Below are 16,365 nucleotides of genomic sequence, written 5' to 3' on the forward strand. Positions count from 1 at the left end.
CACTAAGACTGTAAATTTGTTCACTAAATTTGGGCTATTAATCAATGTAGGGATTATTAAAAGTACGTTGAAACTGTAGTATGTAGCAAATTATTCGCCAAACTACCAAATTTCGCTTTTAACGTTGATTTTCAGGTATATAATTTACAAAATAACCGTTAAAATACCAACTAAACTTGTTTCAATTTCCAGCGTCCTTTTCTAAACCAGACAATAGCAATGATAGAGATCAATACCTCGGCTAATACGATAGCTAAAAACACACCCATTGGACCAAAATCAAAAGTGATGGCCATGAGATAAGCGAAAGGTAACTGAAATAACCAGAAACAAATAAAATTGATAATGGTTGGTGTCATTGTATCTCCTGCGCCATTAAATGAATTGATGACTACCATTCCGTAGGCATAGAAAATATAACCAGCTGCAATCACTCGCAAACAGAGGCTTCCATTTTCAACCACATTAGGTTCTTGTGTAAACCACGAAATAATTTGAGGTGCAAAAACGAGATAAGCAACAGAGACAATTCCCATAAAATAGGCACAGTATTTACCTGTTTTCCAAACCGATTGTTCGGCACGATCAGGCTGCTTTGCACCTAGGTTTTGTCCTACTAAAGTGGCTGCGGCATTACTCATTCCCCAAGCAGGCATAAAGGTGAACATCATCACACGAATAGCAATGGTATAACCTGCGAGAACCTCACTTCCGAATTCACTCATAATACGCATTAAGAAGACCCAAGATGATGTTCCGATAAGGAACTGTCCGATACCTCCTAAAGAGACTTTGATCAAGTTGAGCATCACACCTACTCTAAGGACAATATCTTTAAATCTGACTTTAATTTTACTCCAGCCATAGAACAGTACTAACAGTTGGAATATGACTGCAGATCCACGACCTATTGTCGTTGCAATGGCGGCACCTTCAACACCAAAAGCTGGTATTGGACCGAATCCAAAAATAAACATTGGATCAAGGATAATGTTGAGTCCGTTAGATAAAATCAACGTCCACATCGCAATCGATGCATCGCCAGCACCTCTAAATATCGCATTGATCAAAAACAGTAACATAATCGTCACATTTCCACCCAAAAGTACTTGTGTATAACCGTAACCTTCAGCAATAAGATCGGGTTCACCTCCCATAAGTCCTAAAATTTCCTTCGGAAATAGGATGCCGATCACACTAATAACAGCAGCGACAGCTATACCCAAAATAATCACTTGAACAGCAGCTCGTGAAGCACCTTCCTCATCTTTTTCACCAATACGACGTGCAACAATAGCTGTTGCTGCCATACTAAGACCAATAGCAACGGCATAAACGAGTGTCACAACAGATTCGGTTAAACCGATGGTTGCGACAGCGTTGACACTCACCTTTGATACGTAGAAGATATCGACAACAGCGAAAATGGATTCCATGAGCATTTCCAGAATCATTGGAATGGATAGCATAAAGACTGCTTTTCGAATACTACCTGATGTAAATTCTTGCTCTTTACCAGAAACGGCTTGTTTAAGGTATTTAAAAAATTGTGGGATTGATATGTTTGATTTTGACATGATTGTTAGTTGAAATATGAAAACTACCAAAAGCAAAAATGCTAATGGCTACTATAAAATCACTGTAGTAAGTGATGTATGGCGAAGTGTGAGCTTAAACAATCATAAGTCAAAGATGCAATTTTCTTTTTAAATATCAAAAAATTGAATTTTATTCTTTTTTCTTGTACTCTAAAATCGACCCTAAGATTTTGCAGACGAGCGGCAACACAAAGTAGATGCCGTTAAAAAATGAAATGCTGTTTGAGTGCAGCGAGTTCATTTTATTTAACCAGCGTGTTGAAACTTGAATGCCGAAAACCCAGGTTTTAAAGTTTTCTGATACTTTTTTAAGCAATGAAAAATTGATTAATTAATTCTTTCATTCATTTTGTCTTGATACAAAACGAACCAAAAAATCAAAACCGTTTGTTAGGAAATTACTGCGTATCGTTCGCTCTTCATATAAATGAAATATGCTTGTTGATTATAATATCTGACTGTGTCCTAATGCCATCTTTTAAATTTAAAAATAGTTGCTCACTATTTCTTAAAACGGCTATATTTGGGCAAACAAGAGAATTATTATCCGAAATTTAAAGCTTGTGACACTTCGTCGAACTTAAACGCACCTCAACGCCTTGTCCATACATTTGTCTACAGAATGTATTGATTATCAATATGTATTTACATATATTCGTTGTGCTAATTAATTCAACCAATATGTTCAAAGCTGCCTTATTTGATATGGACGGTGTTGTTGTAGACTCCGAGCCATTGCACAATAAAGCCTACTATCAAATGTTTGACGATGTCAACATCCAAGTCTCAGACGAACTCTATGCCTCATTTACGGGTCAGTCTACTTTAGAGATTTGTAAACAACTCATATCGCATTTCGATTTACCTTTAGGCCCGCAAACCTTAGTCGATATCAAACGTCATCATTTTAAACACCTTTTTGACACTGATACCTCATTACATTTATTAGATGGTGTATTAGACCTCATCAAAGATTATTATAGTCATGGTATGGCTTTAGTTCTGGCCTCTTCGGCATCGATGCTCAATATCAATCGTGTTTTTGAGCGTTTTGACTTGGACCAATATTTTGTGGCGAAGATTTCTGGTGCCGATCTTAAACAATCTAAACCGCACCCTGAAATTTTTGAAAAAGCTGCTGAATTGTCTGGTCACGATCCAAAAGACTGTTTTGTGATAGAAGATTCTACTAATGGAATTGCTGCTGCGAAAGCCGCTAATATCTATTGCATTGGCTACGATAGCCTGCATAGTGAAGACCAGGATTACTCCAAAGCCGATTTGGTGGTTTCAGATTTTGCTGATATTAGTTTTGATCGCTTAGAAGCAAAACTTGCAACGGCGTAAGTACGAAAATTTTCATATCTTTATATAACTTCCCTACAAGCAGGTACTAGCTCTATAGTTTGTATTAACTAGACTATAGACATTACTGAAAGACGAATAGCTATTTGTTATAGTATCTCATGTTTTACCCTACATTGGGTATGTTTTCTAATGTGCTATGCTATTATCTTTATACCGTTAATATTAAACCAGCTTGATGAAAACTAGATTTATACTTTCGATACTATTAATGCCTGTTCTATTGGTTGCTCAAAATGACTTTTCTTTTTCCAGCTCAGATTTTTCTTATGGTATTGGAACCAAGTTAACTATAGAGTTATTGCACAAAAACAGACCAGATTTTAAATTGAGTATTACGGGTGGTGTAGGTTATAATGCTTCAATTAATGATAATTATGGTATTACGCCGTCAATTCACGGAGGCATATTACTTTTTAATAAAGGTATGGTTGGTGCTAATCAAAGTAAAAAATGGTACAAAATTCAAGCGCACACCTTCCTTAATACCACAGCGACATTTCAATTAGATAAATTAGATTTCAACCCACTAGTGAGACCAGTACCACTTTATCATTTTGCCGAATTTACCGCAAACCCGTTACAAAATCCGTTTAAATCATCTATAAGTTATGGTATGAATCTAATTTTGGTACAAGACAATATCCTCCAGCGAACAGGTTTTTTTAATTTAAACATCGCAGGCAGATTTCAAATTAGTTATTATAATGATGGTGGTCCTGTTTTAGGTTGGGCAGGTGACAACAGAGATCGATATTATACTGGAGGATTAGTATTAAGCTATCATGGTTATATAAATGACGTTTTAAATCTTATCGAATTAAGCTATCATAAGTATACAGGATATCAAGAATATGCTTTTGATGTTGGTGAACATTTACAAATAGATTTTATCAATTACTACGATACAACTCAATTTACATATAACCAACAGCGCTGGCGCTTAAATTTTTCAAATTTAGATAATGGTTTTGGCGGAAGCATTTCCTGGTATAATAAAAACCGAATCGATCTTCAAGATTTTCTACATTTTACTACTAATGTGCCCTATCATCCTGATTATTTTACAAAATCACGTTGGATGTTTGGAATCAGACATGAATATAATAACTCAAAACTATAACGATGAAAAAAATAGCATACATGATACTGATATTGGCTCTTTTATCTTGCCGAACGGGGTTAAAACTGGTTAGTGATAGTTATTATTTACAGGAGGATAGAAAAACGAAAGTCAAAACAAAAATACCTTTAAAATCGTTTGCTCTTAATGGTTTTGATATCTACGTTTTTAATATTTGCGAAAAGCTTCAAGTAGATGATCCTAAGGATCGATTTTGTGAATGCCCATCTGACTTTTACAATAGTGATTTATCGTCAGACATGAAGAAGGTTGAGGAACTATATCTTCTAAAGCATAAGAAAACAGATCTTATTATTTATCTAACGACCTTTTCTCATAAATACATAAGTCAAGATAGTGGTTTTCTTAATGATCTGAAATTCTATGAAAACAATATTGTTCTAGATCAAATAGAATTCGCCTATATTGGTAAAATAGACGATATGGAAAATGTGATCCACTTTCCTAGTCATAATGATTCCGAAGATATTATTCTGCATTACGACCCTCAAGTATTTAGCAAAGAACTGCTATTTACTAAGGCCAATGTAGCTACAGCAGAAAACAATTATACCATTTTCAAACCCATATCATTAGACAAAGTATTCAAACAACCATTTTCATATCATAAGAGGGATTATAGCATATCCTACTATCATGGGTCTAATAAAATGGAAAGCGTCAATCCCAAAATTGTGGATACCCTAAAGTTGTTCGTCAAAAAAGACAAGGTTGAGCTTTCTTTTTCATTTAATAATTTCAATAAAGATTATAAAATGTCAAAAAAAAGAATAAAATATCTACCCAATTTTTATCTAATACAGGAAAATTAAATATTTATTATTTGGTCCTTGTTTACTCATGAGCTTTTATTATTTTAACAGCTCAAGACTAAAGCACAATCATGCTAAAACGAAATTCTATTGCAGACGATATCCAAAAACTTATTCAGGCTATTCTCAAAGCCCTTGGTTATGACACCAAAAGAAAACGTACCTGGCATCAACATGTGGTGCCATATGAAGACGGTTGGGCTGTACGACGTGAAGGTAATAAGCGTATCACTTCCAAACACCGCAAGCAAAGTACAGCCATTAATAAAGCTAAAGTTCTCGCCAAACGTTATAAGGCTGATGTGATTATTCATCGTGAAAGTGGTGGTATTAGGGATCGGATTAGTTATGGGGATTAATGTATGAAACACTTTACTAGGAGTTTAATTTCTTTCATTTTTTCATTGATAAAAAAGAAAACCAAAAAATCTAGGCTGCACTTTTAGTTCTTGAAAACCTGTCTACACGGTTTATCATGCGCATAGCTAACGCTACGCTAGACTATGCTACTCAGCCCAACACTTACCTTGTCTTGGTTTTATTACGAACTAAAAATGAGACCATTGGCAAAAATATTTCAACCAAACGTTATAAAGCTGATGTGATCATTCATCGTGAAAGTGGTGGGATTCGGGATTGGGTGAGTTATGGGGATTGATTTCCCATATATATTTTACGGTTTTTTACTTCGCGCTACCACCTAAAGTTTTTATCTTTAGACTCTCCCTATATAATTAATATCAATAACAATTGATATAAACTTTTTGTGAACGAAATACGAACAAGAAAAGAATTAATTGATATTCAGCTAAAAGAAGCTGGATGGAATGTGAACGACCACACACAAGTGGTGGAAGAATACGTTGTTGACCTATCTGCTGGAAATCAAGTTAAAGAACCAACTGAAAAATATAAACAGAATCAGTTTTCAGATTATGTTTTATTAGGAAAGAATGGAAAACCTTTAGCAGTAGTAGAAGCTAAAAAAAGTACTAAAGATGCAAATACAGGTCGTGAACAAGCAAAACAATACTGTTATAATGTTCAGAAGGAAACTAAAGACATTTTACCTTTCTGTTTTTATACCAACGGTCACGACATATTCTTTTGGGATTTAGAAAATGCTCCACCTAGAAAAGTTGTTGGTTATCCAACGAGAGAGGATTTAGAAAGATATCTATACATAAGAGAGGCGAAAAAGCCTCTGTCTAGTGAGTTTATAAATACTAAAGTAGCTGGAAGAGATTATCAGATAAGAGCTATCCGTTCGGTAATGGATGGTCTCGAACAAAAAAGAAGACAATTTTTAATTGTAATGGCTACTGGAACAGGTAAAACGAGAACAACCATTGCATTAGTTGAAGCCTTGATGCGAGCATGTTGGGCAGAAAAAACTTTGTTTTTAGTAGATAGAATTGCTTTAAGAGACCAAGCTTTAGATGCTTTTAAAGAACACTTGCCAAACGAACCTAGATGGCCAAAACAAGGCGAAAAAAGTATCGCTAAAGATAGAAGAGTTTATATTTCTACGTATCCTACAATGCTTAATATTGTGAGAGAAGAAAAAGAAACTTTATCTCCTCATTTTTTTGACTTAATTGTAGTAGATGAAAGTCATAGAAGTATTTACAATACATACAAAGAAGTATTGGATTACTTCAACACAATTACAATTGGATTAACCGCTACTCCAACTGATGTAATTGACCACAATACATTTAAGATATTTAATTGTGAAGATGGCTTACCATCATTCGCTTATACCTACGAAGAAGCTGTAAATAACATACCTCCTTATTTGTGCAATTTTCAAGTAATGAAAATTAAAACCAAATTTCAAACGGAAGGAATTAGCAAAAGAACAGTTTCTCTTGAAGATCAAAAGAAATTAATTCTTGAAGGAAAAGAAATTGCAGAAATCAATTTTGAAGGTGTTGAATTAGAAAAAAAGGTAATAAACAAAGGAACAAATACACTTATTGTAAAGGAATTTATGGAAGAATCCATAAAGGATGTCAATGGAGTATTGCCAGGAAAAACCATATTCTTCTGTGCCAATATTGCACACGCAAGGCGTATTGAAGAAATTTTTAATCAACTATATCCACAATATAATGGTGAATTAGCCAAAGTAATGGTTTCAGAAGATTCTCGTGTTCACGGAAAAGGCGGTTTACTAGACCAGTTTAAAAACAAAGACTTTCCTAGAATTGCCATTAGTGTAGATATGCTCGATACAGGAATAGATGTTAGAGAGTTGGTAAATCTAGTATTTGCAAAACCTGTGTATTCGTACACCAAATTTTGGCAAATGATTGGTAGAGGAACTCGTTTACTAGAACCAACACAAATGAAATCTTGGTGTACCGAAAAAGATGTATTCCTCATCTTAGATTGTTGGGATAATTTTGAGTATTTCAAACTAAAACCAGAAGGAAAAGAACTTAAACAAGCCATTCCTATTCCTGTAAAACTATTCGGATTGCGATTAGATAAATTAGAATTGGCTTATGAAGCTAGTTTAGAACCTACAATCTTAGAAGAATCAAAAAGGCTCCAACAACAAATAGCCTTATTACCTGCTAATTCAGTAGTCATAAAAGACAATAGCAAAGCAGTAGCAAAAGTAAATACTCCTAAATTTTGGGAAAATGTAGATGAGGATAAAATTGACTTTCTAAAATCAGAAATATTACCATTGATGCGAACGGTGTCGGGAGGTGATTTTAAAGCAATGCGTTTTGAAAAAGATGTATTGGAAGTTTCTTTAGCTAAAATGCAATCAGAAGACGAAAAATATGATATGCTCAAAGACGCATTAATTGAGCGTATTTCAGATTTACCATTGTCTTTAAACATTGTAACCAAACAGCAAGAACTTATAAAAGATGCACAACGAATTCATTTTTGGAACAATATCAAAGAAAATAATTTCAATAGTTTAATAGATAAATTGTCTCCTTTAGCTAGATATATTGATACTAGAGAAAATACTTCTGGGCCTTCTAAATTCAATTTTGAAGATGAACTTGTAGCTAAAGAAATGGTAGAGTTTGGACCGCAAAATGAAGCTGTAAGTATTACACGCTACAAGGAAATGGTAGAAGAAAAGATTAAAGAATTGATGGAATCAAATCCTATTCTTCAAAAAATACTAAAAGGCAACACCATTTCACAAGAAGAAATAGAGGAACTAGCCAATGAACTACACGAGGAAAATCCACATATAACCATTGGTTTATTACGAAGGGTTTATCAAAATAAAAAAGCGAAATTCATACAGTTTATCAAGCACATTTTGGGTCTTGAAGTATTAGAAACATTTAATGAAAGTGTTGCCAATGCCTTTGATGCTTTTATTGCAGAACATAGCGATTTATCAAGCAGACAACTTCAATTTTTAGATATTCTGAAAAAATACATTTTGGAAAAAGGGAACCTAGAAAAGAAAAACTTGATAGAATCTCCATTTACAATGATTCACCCAGAAGGAATAAGAGGTGTGTTTTCACCAAAAGAAATAAACGAAATTTTACAATTAACGAATAAAATATTAGCAGCCTAATGTTACAAAACAATCCAAAATTAAAAGCCTTAATAGTTAGTCTTTGGAATACCTTCTGGAGTGGTGGTATTGCGAATCCAATTACAGCTATTGAGCAAATTACGTATTTACTTTTTATAAAAAGACTAGACGAGCTAGAAAGCAAAAGAGAACGTGATGCTGAATGGAATGGCGAAGAATACGAATCTAAATTTGATGGTGAATACACACCTTGGATAGATGAAAGTTTGTACAGACCAAGGCCTGATGCTACCGAAGAAGAAAAAGCAGAATTATTCAAAAAGCGAGAAGAAGCTTTAAAGCCAAGACCTAAAAAAGAATTTAAATGGAGTTTCTTTAAATCTATGCCAGCTGATGATATGCTTATTCACTTTAGAAATAATGTATTCCCTCATATTAAAGATTTGAATGACGAAACCTCTTCATTTACCAAGTATATGAAGAATGCTGTTTTTATTATTCAAAAATCTTCTTTACTAGTAGAAGCTGTTAAGAAAGTAGATGAAATCTTTATTGAAATTGAAGAAGATGCCAAAGATGGAAAGCAATCTTTCCAAGATATACAAGGTGATGTGTATGAAATGTTGTTAAAAGAAATTGCTACTGCTGGTAAAAACGGGCAATTCCGTACACCTAGGCATTTAATTAAATTATTAGCGGAATTAACAGAACCGAAATTAGGACACAAAATAGCAGACCCAGCTTGTGGAACAGGTGGTTTTTTATTAGGAGCTTATCAATATATTTTGAGTGATTTAGTTCGTAAAAAAGAACCCGAATTATTACAAGCAGATGAAGATGGTTTTGAACGCGCCTCTATTTCTTCTGTACTAGATGATAAAAACAAACAAATACTAAACGATAGCTTTTATGGGTTTGATATAGACACCACTATGGTACGATTGGGGTTAATGAACCTAATGATGCACGGTATCGATAACCCACATATTGAGTACAAAGATTCGTTAAGTAAAAACTATAATGAAACTGGAGATTACGACATTGTGCTAGCCAACCCTCCTTTTACTGGTAAGTTAGACAAAGGAGATGTAAATCCAGATTTAGGAATTGACACAGGCTCTACTGAGTTATTGTTTTTAGCTCGTATTTCCAAAATGTTACGTTCTGGTGGTAAAGCAGCGGTCATTATACCTGAAGGTGTTTTGTTCGGTGTTAATAAAGCTCAAAAAGCTACACGAGAAATATTGTTAAAAGACAACCAATTAGAAGCTGTCATTTCCTTGCCAGCAGGAGCGTTTAAACCTTATACAGGTGTAAAAACAGCAATTTTAGTATTTACTAAAGTAGAAGAAGATAGCAAAACTTGGCACACAGAAAAGGTTTGGTTTTATGCTTTAGAAAATGATGGCTATAGTTTAGATGACAACCGCAAAAAACTAGAAGAAAACCCATTACCAATAGTGAAAACTGAATACACAGCAAGAAAAACAGCTGAATACCCAGACCGTAAAAACCACTTTTTTGTACCACTTGCTGAAATTCAAAAAGAAGATTTAGACCTAAGTTATAAACGATATAAAGAATACGAATACACTGAGCAAAGCTATGACCCACCAAAAGAAATCCTAGCCAAACTCCTAGAAATGGAAGAAGGTATTTTATCAGATATGCAAGAATTAAATGACTTGATAGGATGATAACAGAAAAATTTGATGACCTGTTTGATTTTGCTAAAAAGTCAAAGATAAAAGCTGGTGATGGTTTAAAGGAAGGCTCATATCCATTATATACTTCCAGTGCAACTTTGTCCAAACGTATAGATGTTTTTCAGGAAGATAGAATTTCGCTAATTTTTGGTACTGGTGGACAAGCAAGCATTCATTTTGTAAATGAGAAATTTTCAACTTCAACAGATTGTATAGTTGCTTATAAAAAAGACGATAAAGATTTCAATGAAAAGTTTGTTTTCTACTACTTGTTTGGAAATATTCACATTCTTGAAAGAGGATTTAAAGGTGCTGGATTAAAGCATATTTCTAAGAAATATATTCAGAATCTTGACATCCCAATTCTTCCAATAGAAACCCAAAATAAAATAGTTATATTATTAGATAAAGCTGATTCTTTGCTAAAAGAAAGAGAAGAGAGTATTGCTTTGTTGGATGAGTTATTAAGAGCTCAGTTTTTGAGAATGTTCGGAAAAGCAAATCGACAATTTGATGTTTGGAAAGATGTTCAGATAAAATCTTTAGCATTAGACAGGAAAAACTCAATGAGAACTGGGCCATTTGGCAGTAATCTAAAACATTCTGAATTTGTAGAAAACGGACCAGTTGCAGTTTTAGGTATTGACAATGCTGTTAAAAATACTTTCGAATGGAAAGAAAGAAGATATATAACAAATGAAAAATATGAAGATTTAAAAAGATATACAGTCTTTCCAAGAGATGTTATTATCACTATAATGGGAACAGTAGGGCGTTCGGCTGTTATACCTGACGATATTTCTGTTGCAATCAACACAAAACATTTAGCTTGTATATCCTTGGACCCAGAAAAATGTAATCCATATTATCTAGCTTACTCAATACACTCAAATCCTTATATCAGCTATCAAATGAAAGCTAGAGAAAAAGGAGCAATAATGGCAGGTTTGAATCTTACAATCATTAAAGAATTGAAGTTGAAAAATGCTCCAATTAAACTTCAAAACCAATTCGAAAGCATTTACCACAACATACAGTCTCAAAAAGAGACCTTAAACCAATCTAAAATTAAGTTAGAACACTTGTTCAATAGTTTGTTGCAAGAAGCTTTTAAAGGAAAAATAAAAGCTTCAAAAGAAGACGTAAAAAAAAAAGACTCGATTATGTCTGAAATAAAGAAGAAAGAAGGTGAAAAAGTAGATATAACGAACCTTGATTTGGCAACTTATCTAGGCATTCCAGATGAAATAACATCTACACGAGAAAAATGGATGTTTGATTTAATTACCCTTGATGAATTTTATCAATTTTTACTGAAAGACAATTTTACTAAAGAGGAGTTATTTACACTTCAAGATATTGAACAGAAACTACACGATTTTTTCTATCGTATTGGCGATATGGATTTCCCAAATGCAAGCTGGCAGAAAATTATTTTCAAGTTTCTAGAATCTAAACCTCCTTTGTTGGAACAAATATTTGATGAAGAAACTGCAACCATAAAACTTAAACTGACAGATGAAACTTTTAAGGCTTAAAATAAATCAAGAAGAAGGTTTCAATTCTTTGTTTAACGGTTTTGAAATGAACTTTCTTCAATCAGAAAACGAAGATGAAGCAACTGTTTTTAATCCTTATGTTTTAGCAGGAAAAAATGGTAGTGGTAAATCTAATGTATTGGAAGCCTTATCAGAAATATTTTATCATTTGGACTGTATTTATCTTGAAGATAAGCCTAGTTATTTTGACGAAGAGGATAAAAACAGCTCTAATTCATTTGATTCCAAAATCTCAAGAGTTGATGCGTATGAACTAGAATACTTAACATTTATTACAGAAGGATTTCCTCAGTTATCAAATAAAAAAGAAGAGATACAAAAAGCCCATATTTACATTTCTAAACAAATTGGAGAACGACCAAAATTAGAATGGAAAAACAAAGACGCATTTGGAGTTAATGAATTACTAAGTCATCAAATAAAGTTTCTTTTACCAGAATATGTTGTGGGTTATGCATCTGGTGAAAATGAAACCTTAAGTTTTCCATTTTTTAAAAGCCGTTTTATTCAGTATGATGCCTATTACAGTAATTTGATTACAGAATCAATAATAGACCCAAGTCCTGAGAGCTCTTTAATTTATGTAGATAAATCATATAGTCAGTTTATTCTATTGGCTAATTTACTAATGCAACCCAATGATTATTTAGAAAAAGACATTCTATCTCCTTTTAAAGAATATGTTGGTGTTGAAGCAATAGACTCTTTTCGTTTAATTATTAAAACAGACATCCTAAAAGAATATGAAGGAAAGAAGTATCCATTATTGAAAAACTTAGATTTTGATGCAAAGCGAAAAGGTAAAAACACCGATTCTTATATTGAGAAGTTAAAAAAGTGCTCTACTACTTGGTACGAAGAAGATAACTATGATTTTTATGAAAATGAATTTAATAATAGTAGTTTTCTTATTCTAGATTACAAAGTAAACCAGGCAACGATTAAAGCATTTCAATTTCATTTTGAAAACAATCCGTTAAAGCTTTTTGAGCTATTTCAGCTTCTTTTAATATTAGAAATACATTCTGTAAACCAAGAAAGTAAAAACAACACGTATGCTACTGAGAATATATTTTTAAGTGAATCTATAAACTTTAGACCTATTGAATCTAAAAGAGTATTGAATATCAAGAATTTTGAAATCAAGAAAAAAGGTTTAGAAAAGAATATTTATACCAAAGCATTATCGGATGGTGAACATCAATTTTTACATTCATTAGGTTTATGTCTATTGTTTAAAGATACGCGCTGTTTATTTTTATTGGATGAACCAGAGACTCACTTTAACCCAAGTTGGAAAGCTAAATTCTTGTCCAGTCTACGTTATTGCTTTGAACAGGAAAGAGAAGAAAGTAACCAAACTATGCGAGAAATGTTGATTACAACACATTCTCCTTATTTGCTTTCTGATAGTGATTCTCAATATGTTCAAGTCTTCAAAAAGGGAGAAGCTCCTTTTCATCCAGACTTTCAAACTTTTGGAACTTCAGTAAATACTATAGGAATCAAAATATTTAATATGCCAAATACGATTGGCAAGGTTGCACAAAAACGGATTACTGATTACAAAGAAGAATTGGAACAAATTGAATCTCCAGAAAATTTAGAATTATTTATTACAAAAGTAAAATCAGAAATGGGAGAATCGGTAGAACGTTTGTTACTATTAAATGATGCTTATAAAAAATTGAAATAATTGAAATATGTTATTTAATTACATCTACATAACACACGATATTGAGAAACTACAAGGGTATTTAGATTTTCTATTTACTGATGTTTGGCTTTTTGCTGAAGGTGATTTTAATGCTGAAAAATTAAAAAAGAATAAAGAATTATATGATATCTATTTAGAATTAGACAAGGTAGATTTTGACCCTGAAAACGCCAAAAAAAATGAGAAAGGTAAATCTGCATATTTTTTTAATAGCTCTATTGAAAAGATATATAAAGCTTTTGCCGATATAAATGATGATGCTTTTAAGTTAGAACTGATAGACTACTATTCCAACAATAATAATATTGAAGAAATATGTAAAAATCCAAAACTTCCTGTTTTAACCTATGATGACTTAAAATCTAAACAAGCTACATTACATAAAGAACTTAAGACTTTTTATGGTAATTTATATGGAAGTGAATCACCATTTAATTTAGCTGATTTTGGTTCTTTAAAGACAAAACTTCTTCCAACACATTACAAAGAGTTTTTCTCCTTTAATAAAAAGGGTAAATGTCCATTCTGTGGCATTAGAGATTTAAAAGGAATACATCATACTAAAAAGGAAGCATATGACCATTACATACCTAAAGGCAATTATCCTTTCAATAGTATAAACTTTAAAAATCTTGCCCCTATGTGCAACGATTGTAATTCAAGTTATAAAGGAACTAAATCTATTATAGGAACAACAACAAATAGAAACAAGGCATTTTACCCATACTCAAATTCTCATCCTGCCATTACTGATTTTAAAATTACAATAGATTTGAATTCCAACGATATACTAAATCTAAAACCAAAAGACTTAGATTTGAAAATAGAATCAGTTGGTTTTGATGAGGAAATAGAAGCTTGGAAAAGAGTTTTTGGAATAGACGAGAGATACAAGGCTCTATTGTGTAACGAAAGTGAAGGAATTACTTGGTTCACTTCTATTATTGACGGTTACAATACAGCCAAAGCTTTGGGTTCAACTCTAACAAAGGAACAATATTTAGAATCGCAAATAATAGATGCAAAGCACATTCCTTTATCCAGTTATGGTTTTATAAAAAGTGTATTTTTAGAGAAATGTGATTTGCTGAATTTATTTTAAAAAATATGAACACTAAACCACAAACCATACAAATTTTCCTTCCTGACGGTTCTCCTACGAGTATACGTGAAGCAGAACTAACGAATCGTTTGGTAAAAGCTATTTTGTTTCCAAGAAATAAGATGCAAGAAGTTTCAAAACGGGAAATTGTCAATTATACTGGCGTTTACTTTTTGTTTGGTAAATCAGAAGATGACGCTAAACCAACAGTATATATTGGAGAAGGTGAAGATTGTTTTAAACGCATACAATCACACAATAGAAATAAAGATTTTTGGACGCATTGTATTATAATGACAACTAAAACAGATGAGTACACAAAAACTGATGGTAAGTTTTTAGAATATTATGCTTTAGAAATTGCGTCTAAAATTGGACGTTATAATTTAGATAATGATACTGGTTCTAAAAAGCCATCGTTATCAGAAAGTAGAGAATATGATTTATTAGATAATTTTGACACAGCAAAAATCCTCTTGGCTACTCTTGGGTATCCCATTTTTGAAGAAAAGCGAAGAGCAAAAAGCTCAAAGGAATTGTTTTATTGCAATGGTAAAAATGCTCTGGCTACTGGTGAGTTAACTGATGACGGTTTCTTAGTATATAAAGAAAGTACATCAAGCTTGGAAGAAACAAAGAGTATGACCAAATGGATAGGCATTTTGCGTAGTCGATTAGTAGAAGAAGGAATTTTAAAAGAGAAAAATGGTATTTATGTATTTCAGCAAGATTATATATTTAATTCGCCAAGTGCAGCGGCTGCAACCATTTTAGGACGAAATACTAATGGATGGACTAAATGGAAAGATAAAAACGGAAAAACTTTAGATGAGCTAAAAAGAAAGTAAATCTTCCCTCACCTATCACAAGCCCGAATTAACCAAATGGTCCAGAGTATGACGGAAACCACTTAGCCTTCAAGAAGGTATATCTTTAGTACTACCGTCATCAGAGCTTACCATGACACGTAATTTATACACTGCTGAAGGCTGGTACCCTGCGCCTAATCCTTGCCAAAGTAATGCTTGTCCATCTAAAGTTTGTGTATAGCTTTCAATAGTTATGCGTTCTATAGGCTCTGGTAAGTCTGGATGAACTTGTCGGTTTAAGAGTTGATTTCGATCTAACCAATTGGTAGCGGCTTCCAATAATTTAAGCGCCTCTTCATAGGATACCTCAGGATTGGTAGAAATCAAGATATATAGTTGTTTTTGTGTTGGCGCACTCGTTGCCGAACGCGTTCTACCAATGGCCACATGATGTGCATGCTCAGGATCAATATTAACCAAGGTTAACCGCAATGGTGTTTGCTCAGATGATGCGTTTACACCTCCCAAACTCATAATTGAAGATGGCACACCCAGATCATTTTGGAGTACCCTATTTAAAATGGTAGTGATAAAACGTAAGCTGTCTAGTATCATGTGTATTGACTTTATAATGCGAAAAGGTGTATTTGATTGTACTTGTCGTTGTTTAGAGAAGTTCACCTATTATCCCGATCCACCTTATCATAAGCGCGAATCAACCAAATGGCCCAAATGACAACGCAAACAGACACAAACCCTGAAAAGTATAATACGATATCGTTAGCGTCCATTTTTGATCTGTTTTATAAAGATGACTATTCCTAAAAGTGTTGGTGCCCAAAGTCCTATAAATATGGCGTGCAATTGATCGCCTTTTAAAAATAAGTACTCGGCTACAATAATAATAAGTGCACAAAGCACCAGCATAAAGATGTTAGCAGGTCCTAACTTTTTTATTAAATTCATTATCAATTGATTGGTTGATTGCTCTAAGTTAGTGAAAATTTTAACGTCTTGTTAACGTTTA

The 16,365-nt window shown here is 33.1% G+C and carries 14 protein-coding genes; 11 read left to right on the top strand and 3 right to left on the bottom strand.

Features of this window, described 5'->3' with window-relative positions; genetic code table 11:
• Positions 1–170 precede the first annotated feature (170 nt).
• Positions 171–1,577, bottom strand: coding sequence for an MATE family efflux transporter (locus Q0783_RS11610; RefSeq protein ID WP_298895312.1), 1,407 nt, complete (start codon positions 1,575–1,577; stop codon positions 171–173).
• 702 nt (positions 1,578–2,279) lie between these two features.
• Here Q0783_RS11610 and Q0783_RS11615 point away from each other — a divergent pair.
• The 11 genes from Q0783_RS11615 to Q0783_RS11665 all read left to right on the top strand — a co-directional run bounded on the left by Q0783_RS11615 (position 2,280) and on the right by Q0783_RS11665 (position 15,377).
• Entirely contained in the window at positions 2,280–2,945 is a 666-nt protein-coding gene (locus tag Q0783_RS11615; protein ID WP_298895314.1) for an HAD family phosphatase, read from the top strand.
• A gap of 196 nt (positions 2,946–3,141) precedes the next feature.
• On the top strand, positions 3,142–4,086 hold the full coding sequence (locus Q0783_RS11620) for a hypothetical protein (protein WP_298895316.1): 945 nt from the start codon (positions 3,142–3,144) through the stop codon (positions 4,084–4,086).
• A gap of 2 nt (positions 4,087–4,088) precedes the next feature.
• Complete coding sequence (locus tag Q0783_RS11625; RefSeq protein ID WP_298895318.1) at positions 4,089–4,919, top strand: hypothetical protein; 831 nt, start codon at positions 4,089–4,091, stop codon at positions 4,917–4,919.
• A 71-nt stretch (positions 4,920–4,990) separates the two neighbouring features.
• Positions 4,991–5,278, top strand: coding sequence for a DUF2188 domain-containing protein (locus Q0783_RS11630; protein ID WP_298895320.1), 288 nt, complete (start codon positions 4,991–4,993; stop codon positions 5,276–5,278).
• Between the two features lie 116 nt (positions 5,279–5,394).
• A complete protein-coding gene (locus Q0783_RS11635) occupies positions 5,395–5,577 on the top strand; it encodes a hypothetical protein (RefSeq protein WP_298895322.1) in 183 nt (60 codons plus the stop codon).
• Between the two features lie 108 nt (positions 5,578–5,685).
• Entirely contained in the window at positions 5,686–8,484 is a 2,799-nt protein-coding gene (locus tag Q0783_RS11640; RefSeq protein ID WP_298895324.1) for a DEAD/DEAH box helicase family protein, read from the top strand.
• Entirely contained in the window at positions 8,484–10,142 is a 1,659-nt protein-coding gene (locus Q0783_RS11645; RefSeq protein ID WP_298895326.1) for a type I restriction-modification system subunit M, read from the top strand. The genes Q0783_RS11640 and Q0783_RS11645 overlap by 1 nt, the downstream gene beginning before the upstream one ends.
• Positions 10,139–11,689, top strand: coding sequence for a restriction endonuclease subunit S (locus Q0783_RS11650; protein WP_298895328.1), 1,551 nt, complete (start codon positions 10,139–10,141; stop codon positions 11,687–11,689). Before Q0783_RS11645 ends, Q0783_RS11650 begins: the two co-directional genes overlap by 4 nt.
• Entirely contained in the window at positions 11,670–13,406 is a 1,737-nt protein-coding gene (locus Q0783_RS11655; RefSeq protein WP_298895330.1) for a restriction system-associated AAA family ATPase, read from the top strand. The genes Q0783_RS11650 and Q0783_RS11655 overlap by 20 nt, the downstream gene beginning before the upstream one ends.
• Positions 13,407–13,413: 7 nt before the next feature.
• On the top strand, positions 13,414–14,529 hold the full coding sequence (locus Q0783_RS11660) for a hypothetical protein (protein ID WP_298895331.1): 1,116 nt from the start codon (positions 13,414–13,416) through the stop codon (positions 14,527–14,529).
• A gap of 5 nt (positions 14,530–14,534) precedes the next feature.
• Positions 14,535–15,377 (top strand): GIY-YIG nuclease family protein, encoded by an 843-nt coding sequence (locus tag Q0783_RS11665; protein WP_298895333.1) that lies wholly within the window; start codon positions 14,535–14,537, stop codon positions 15,375–15,377.
• A gap of 69 nt (positions 15,378–15,446) precedes the next feature.
• Here Q0783_RS11665 and Q0783_RS11670 read toward each other — a convergent pair whose 3' ends face one another.
• Positions 15,447–15,953: a Pvc16 family protein gene (locus tag Q0783_RS11670; protein WP_298895335.1), complete on the bottom strand. Its 507-nt coding sequence runs from the start codon at positions 15,951–15,953 to the stop codon at positions 15,447–15,449.
• Positions 15,954–16,118: 165 nt separating this feature from the next.
• On the bottom strand, positions 16,119–16,304 hold the full coding sequence (locus Q0783_RS11675; protein WP_230935994.1) for a hypothetical protein: 186 nt from the start codon (positions 16,302–16,304) through the stop codon (positions 16,119–16,121).
• Between the last annotated feature and the right edge of the window lie 61 nt (positions 16,305–16,365).

It is taken from the genome of uncultured Psychroserpens sp., assembly GCF_947500255.1.
In the GTDB taxonomy this organism is placed as follows: domain Bacteria; phylum Bacteroidota; class Bacteroidia; order Flavobacteriales; family Flavobacteriaceae; genus Psychroserpens.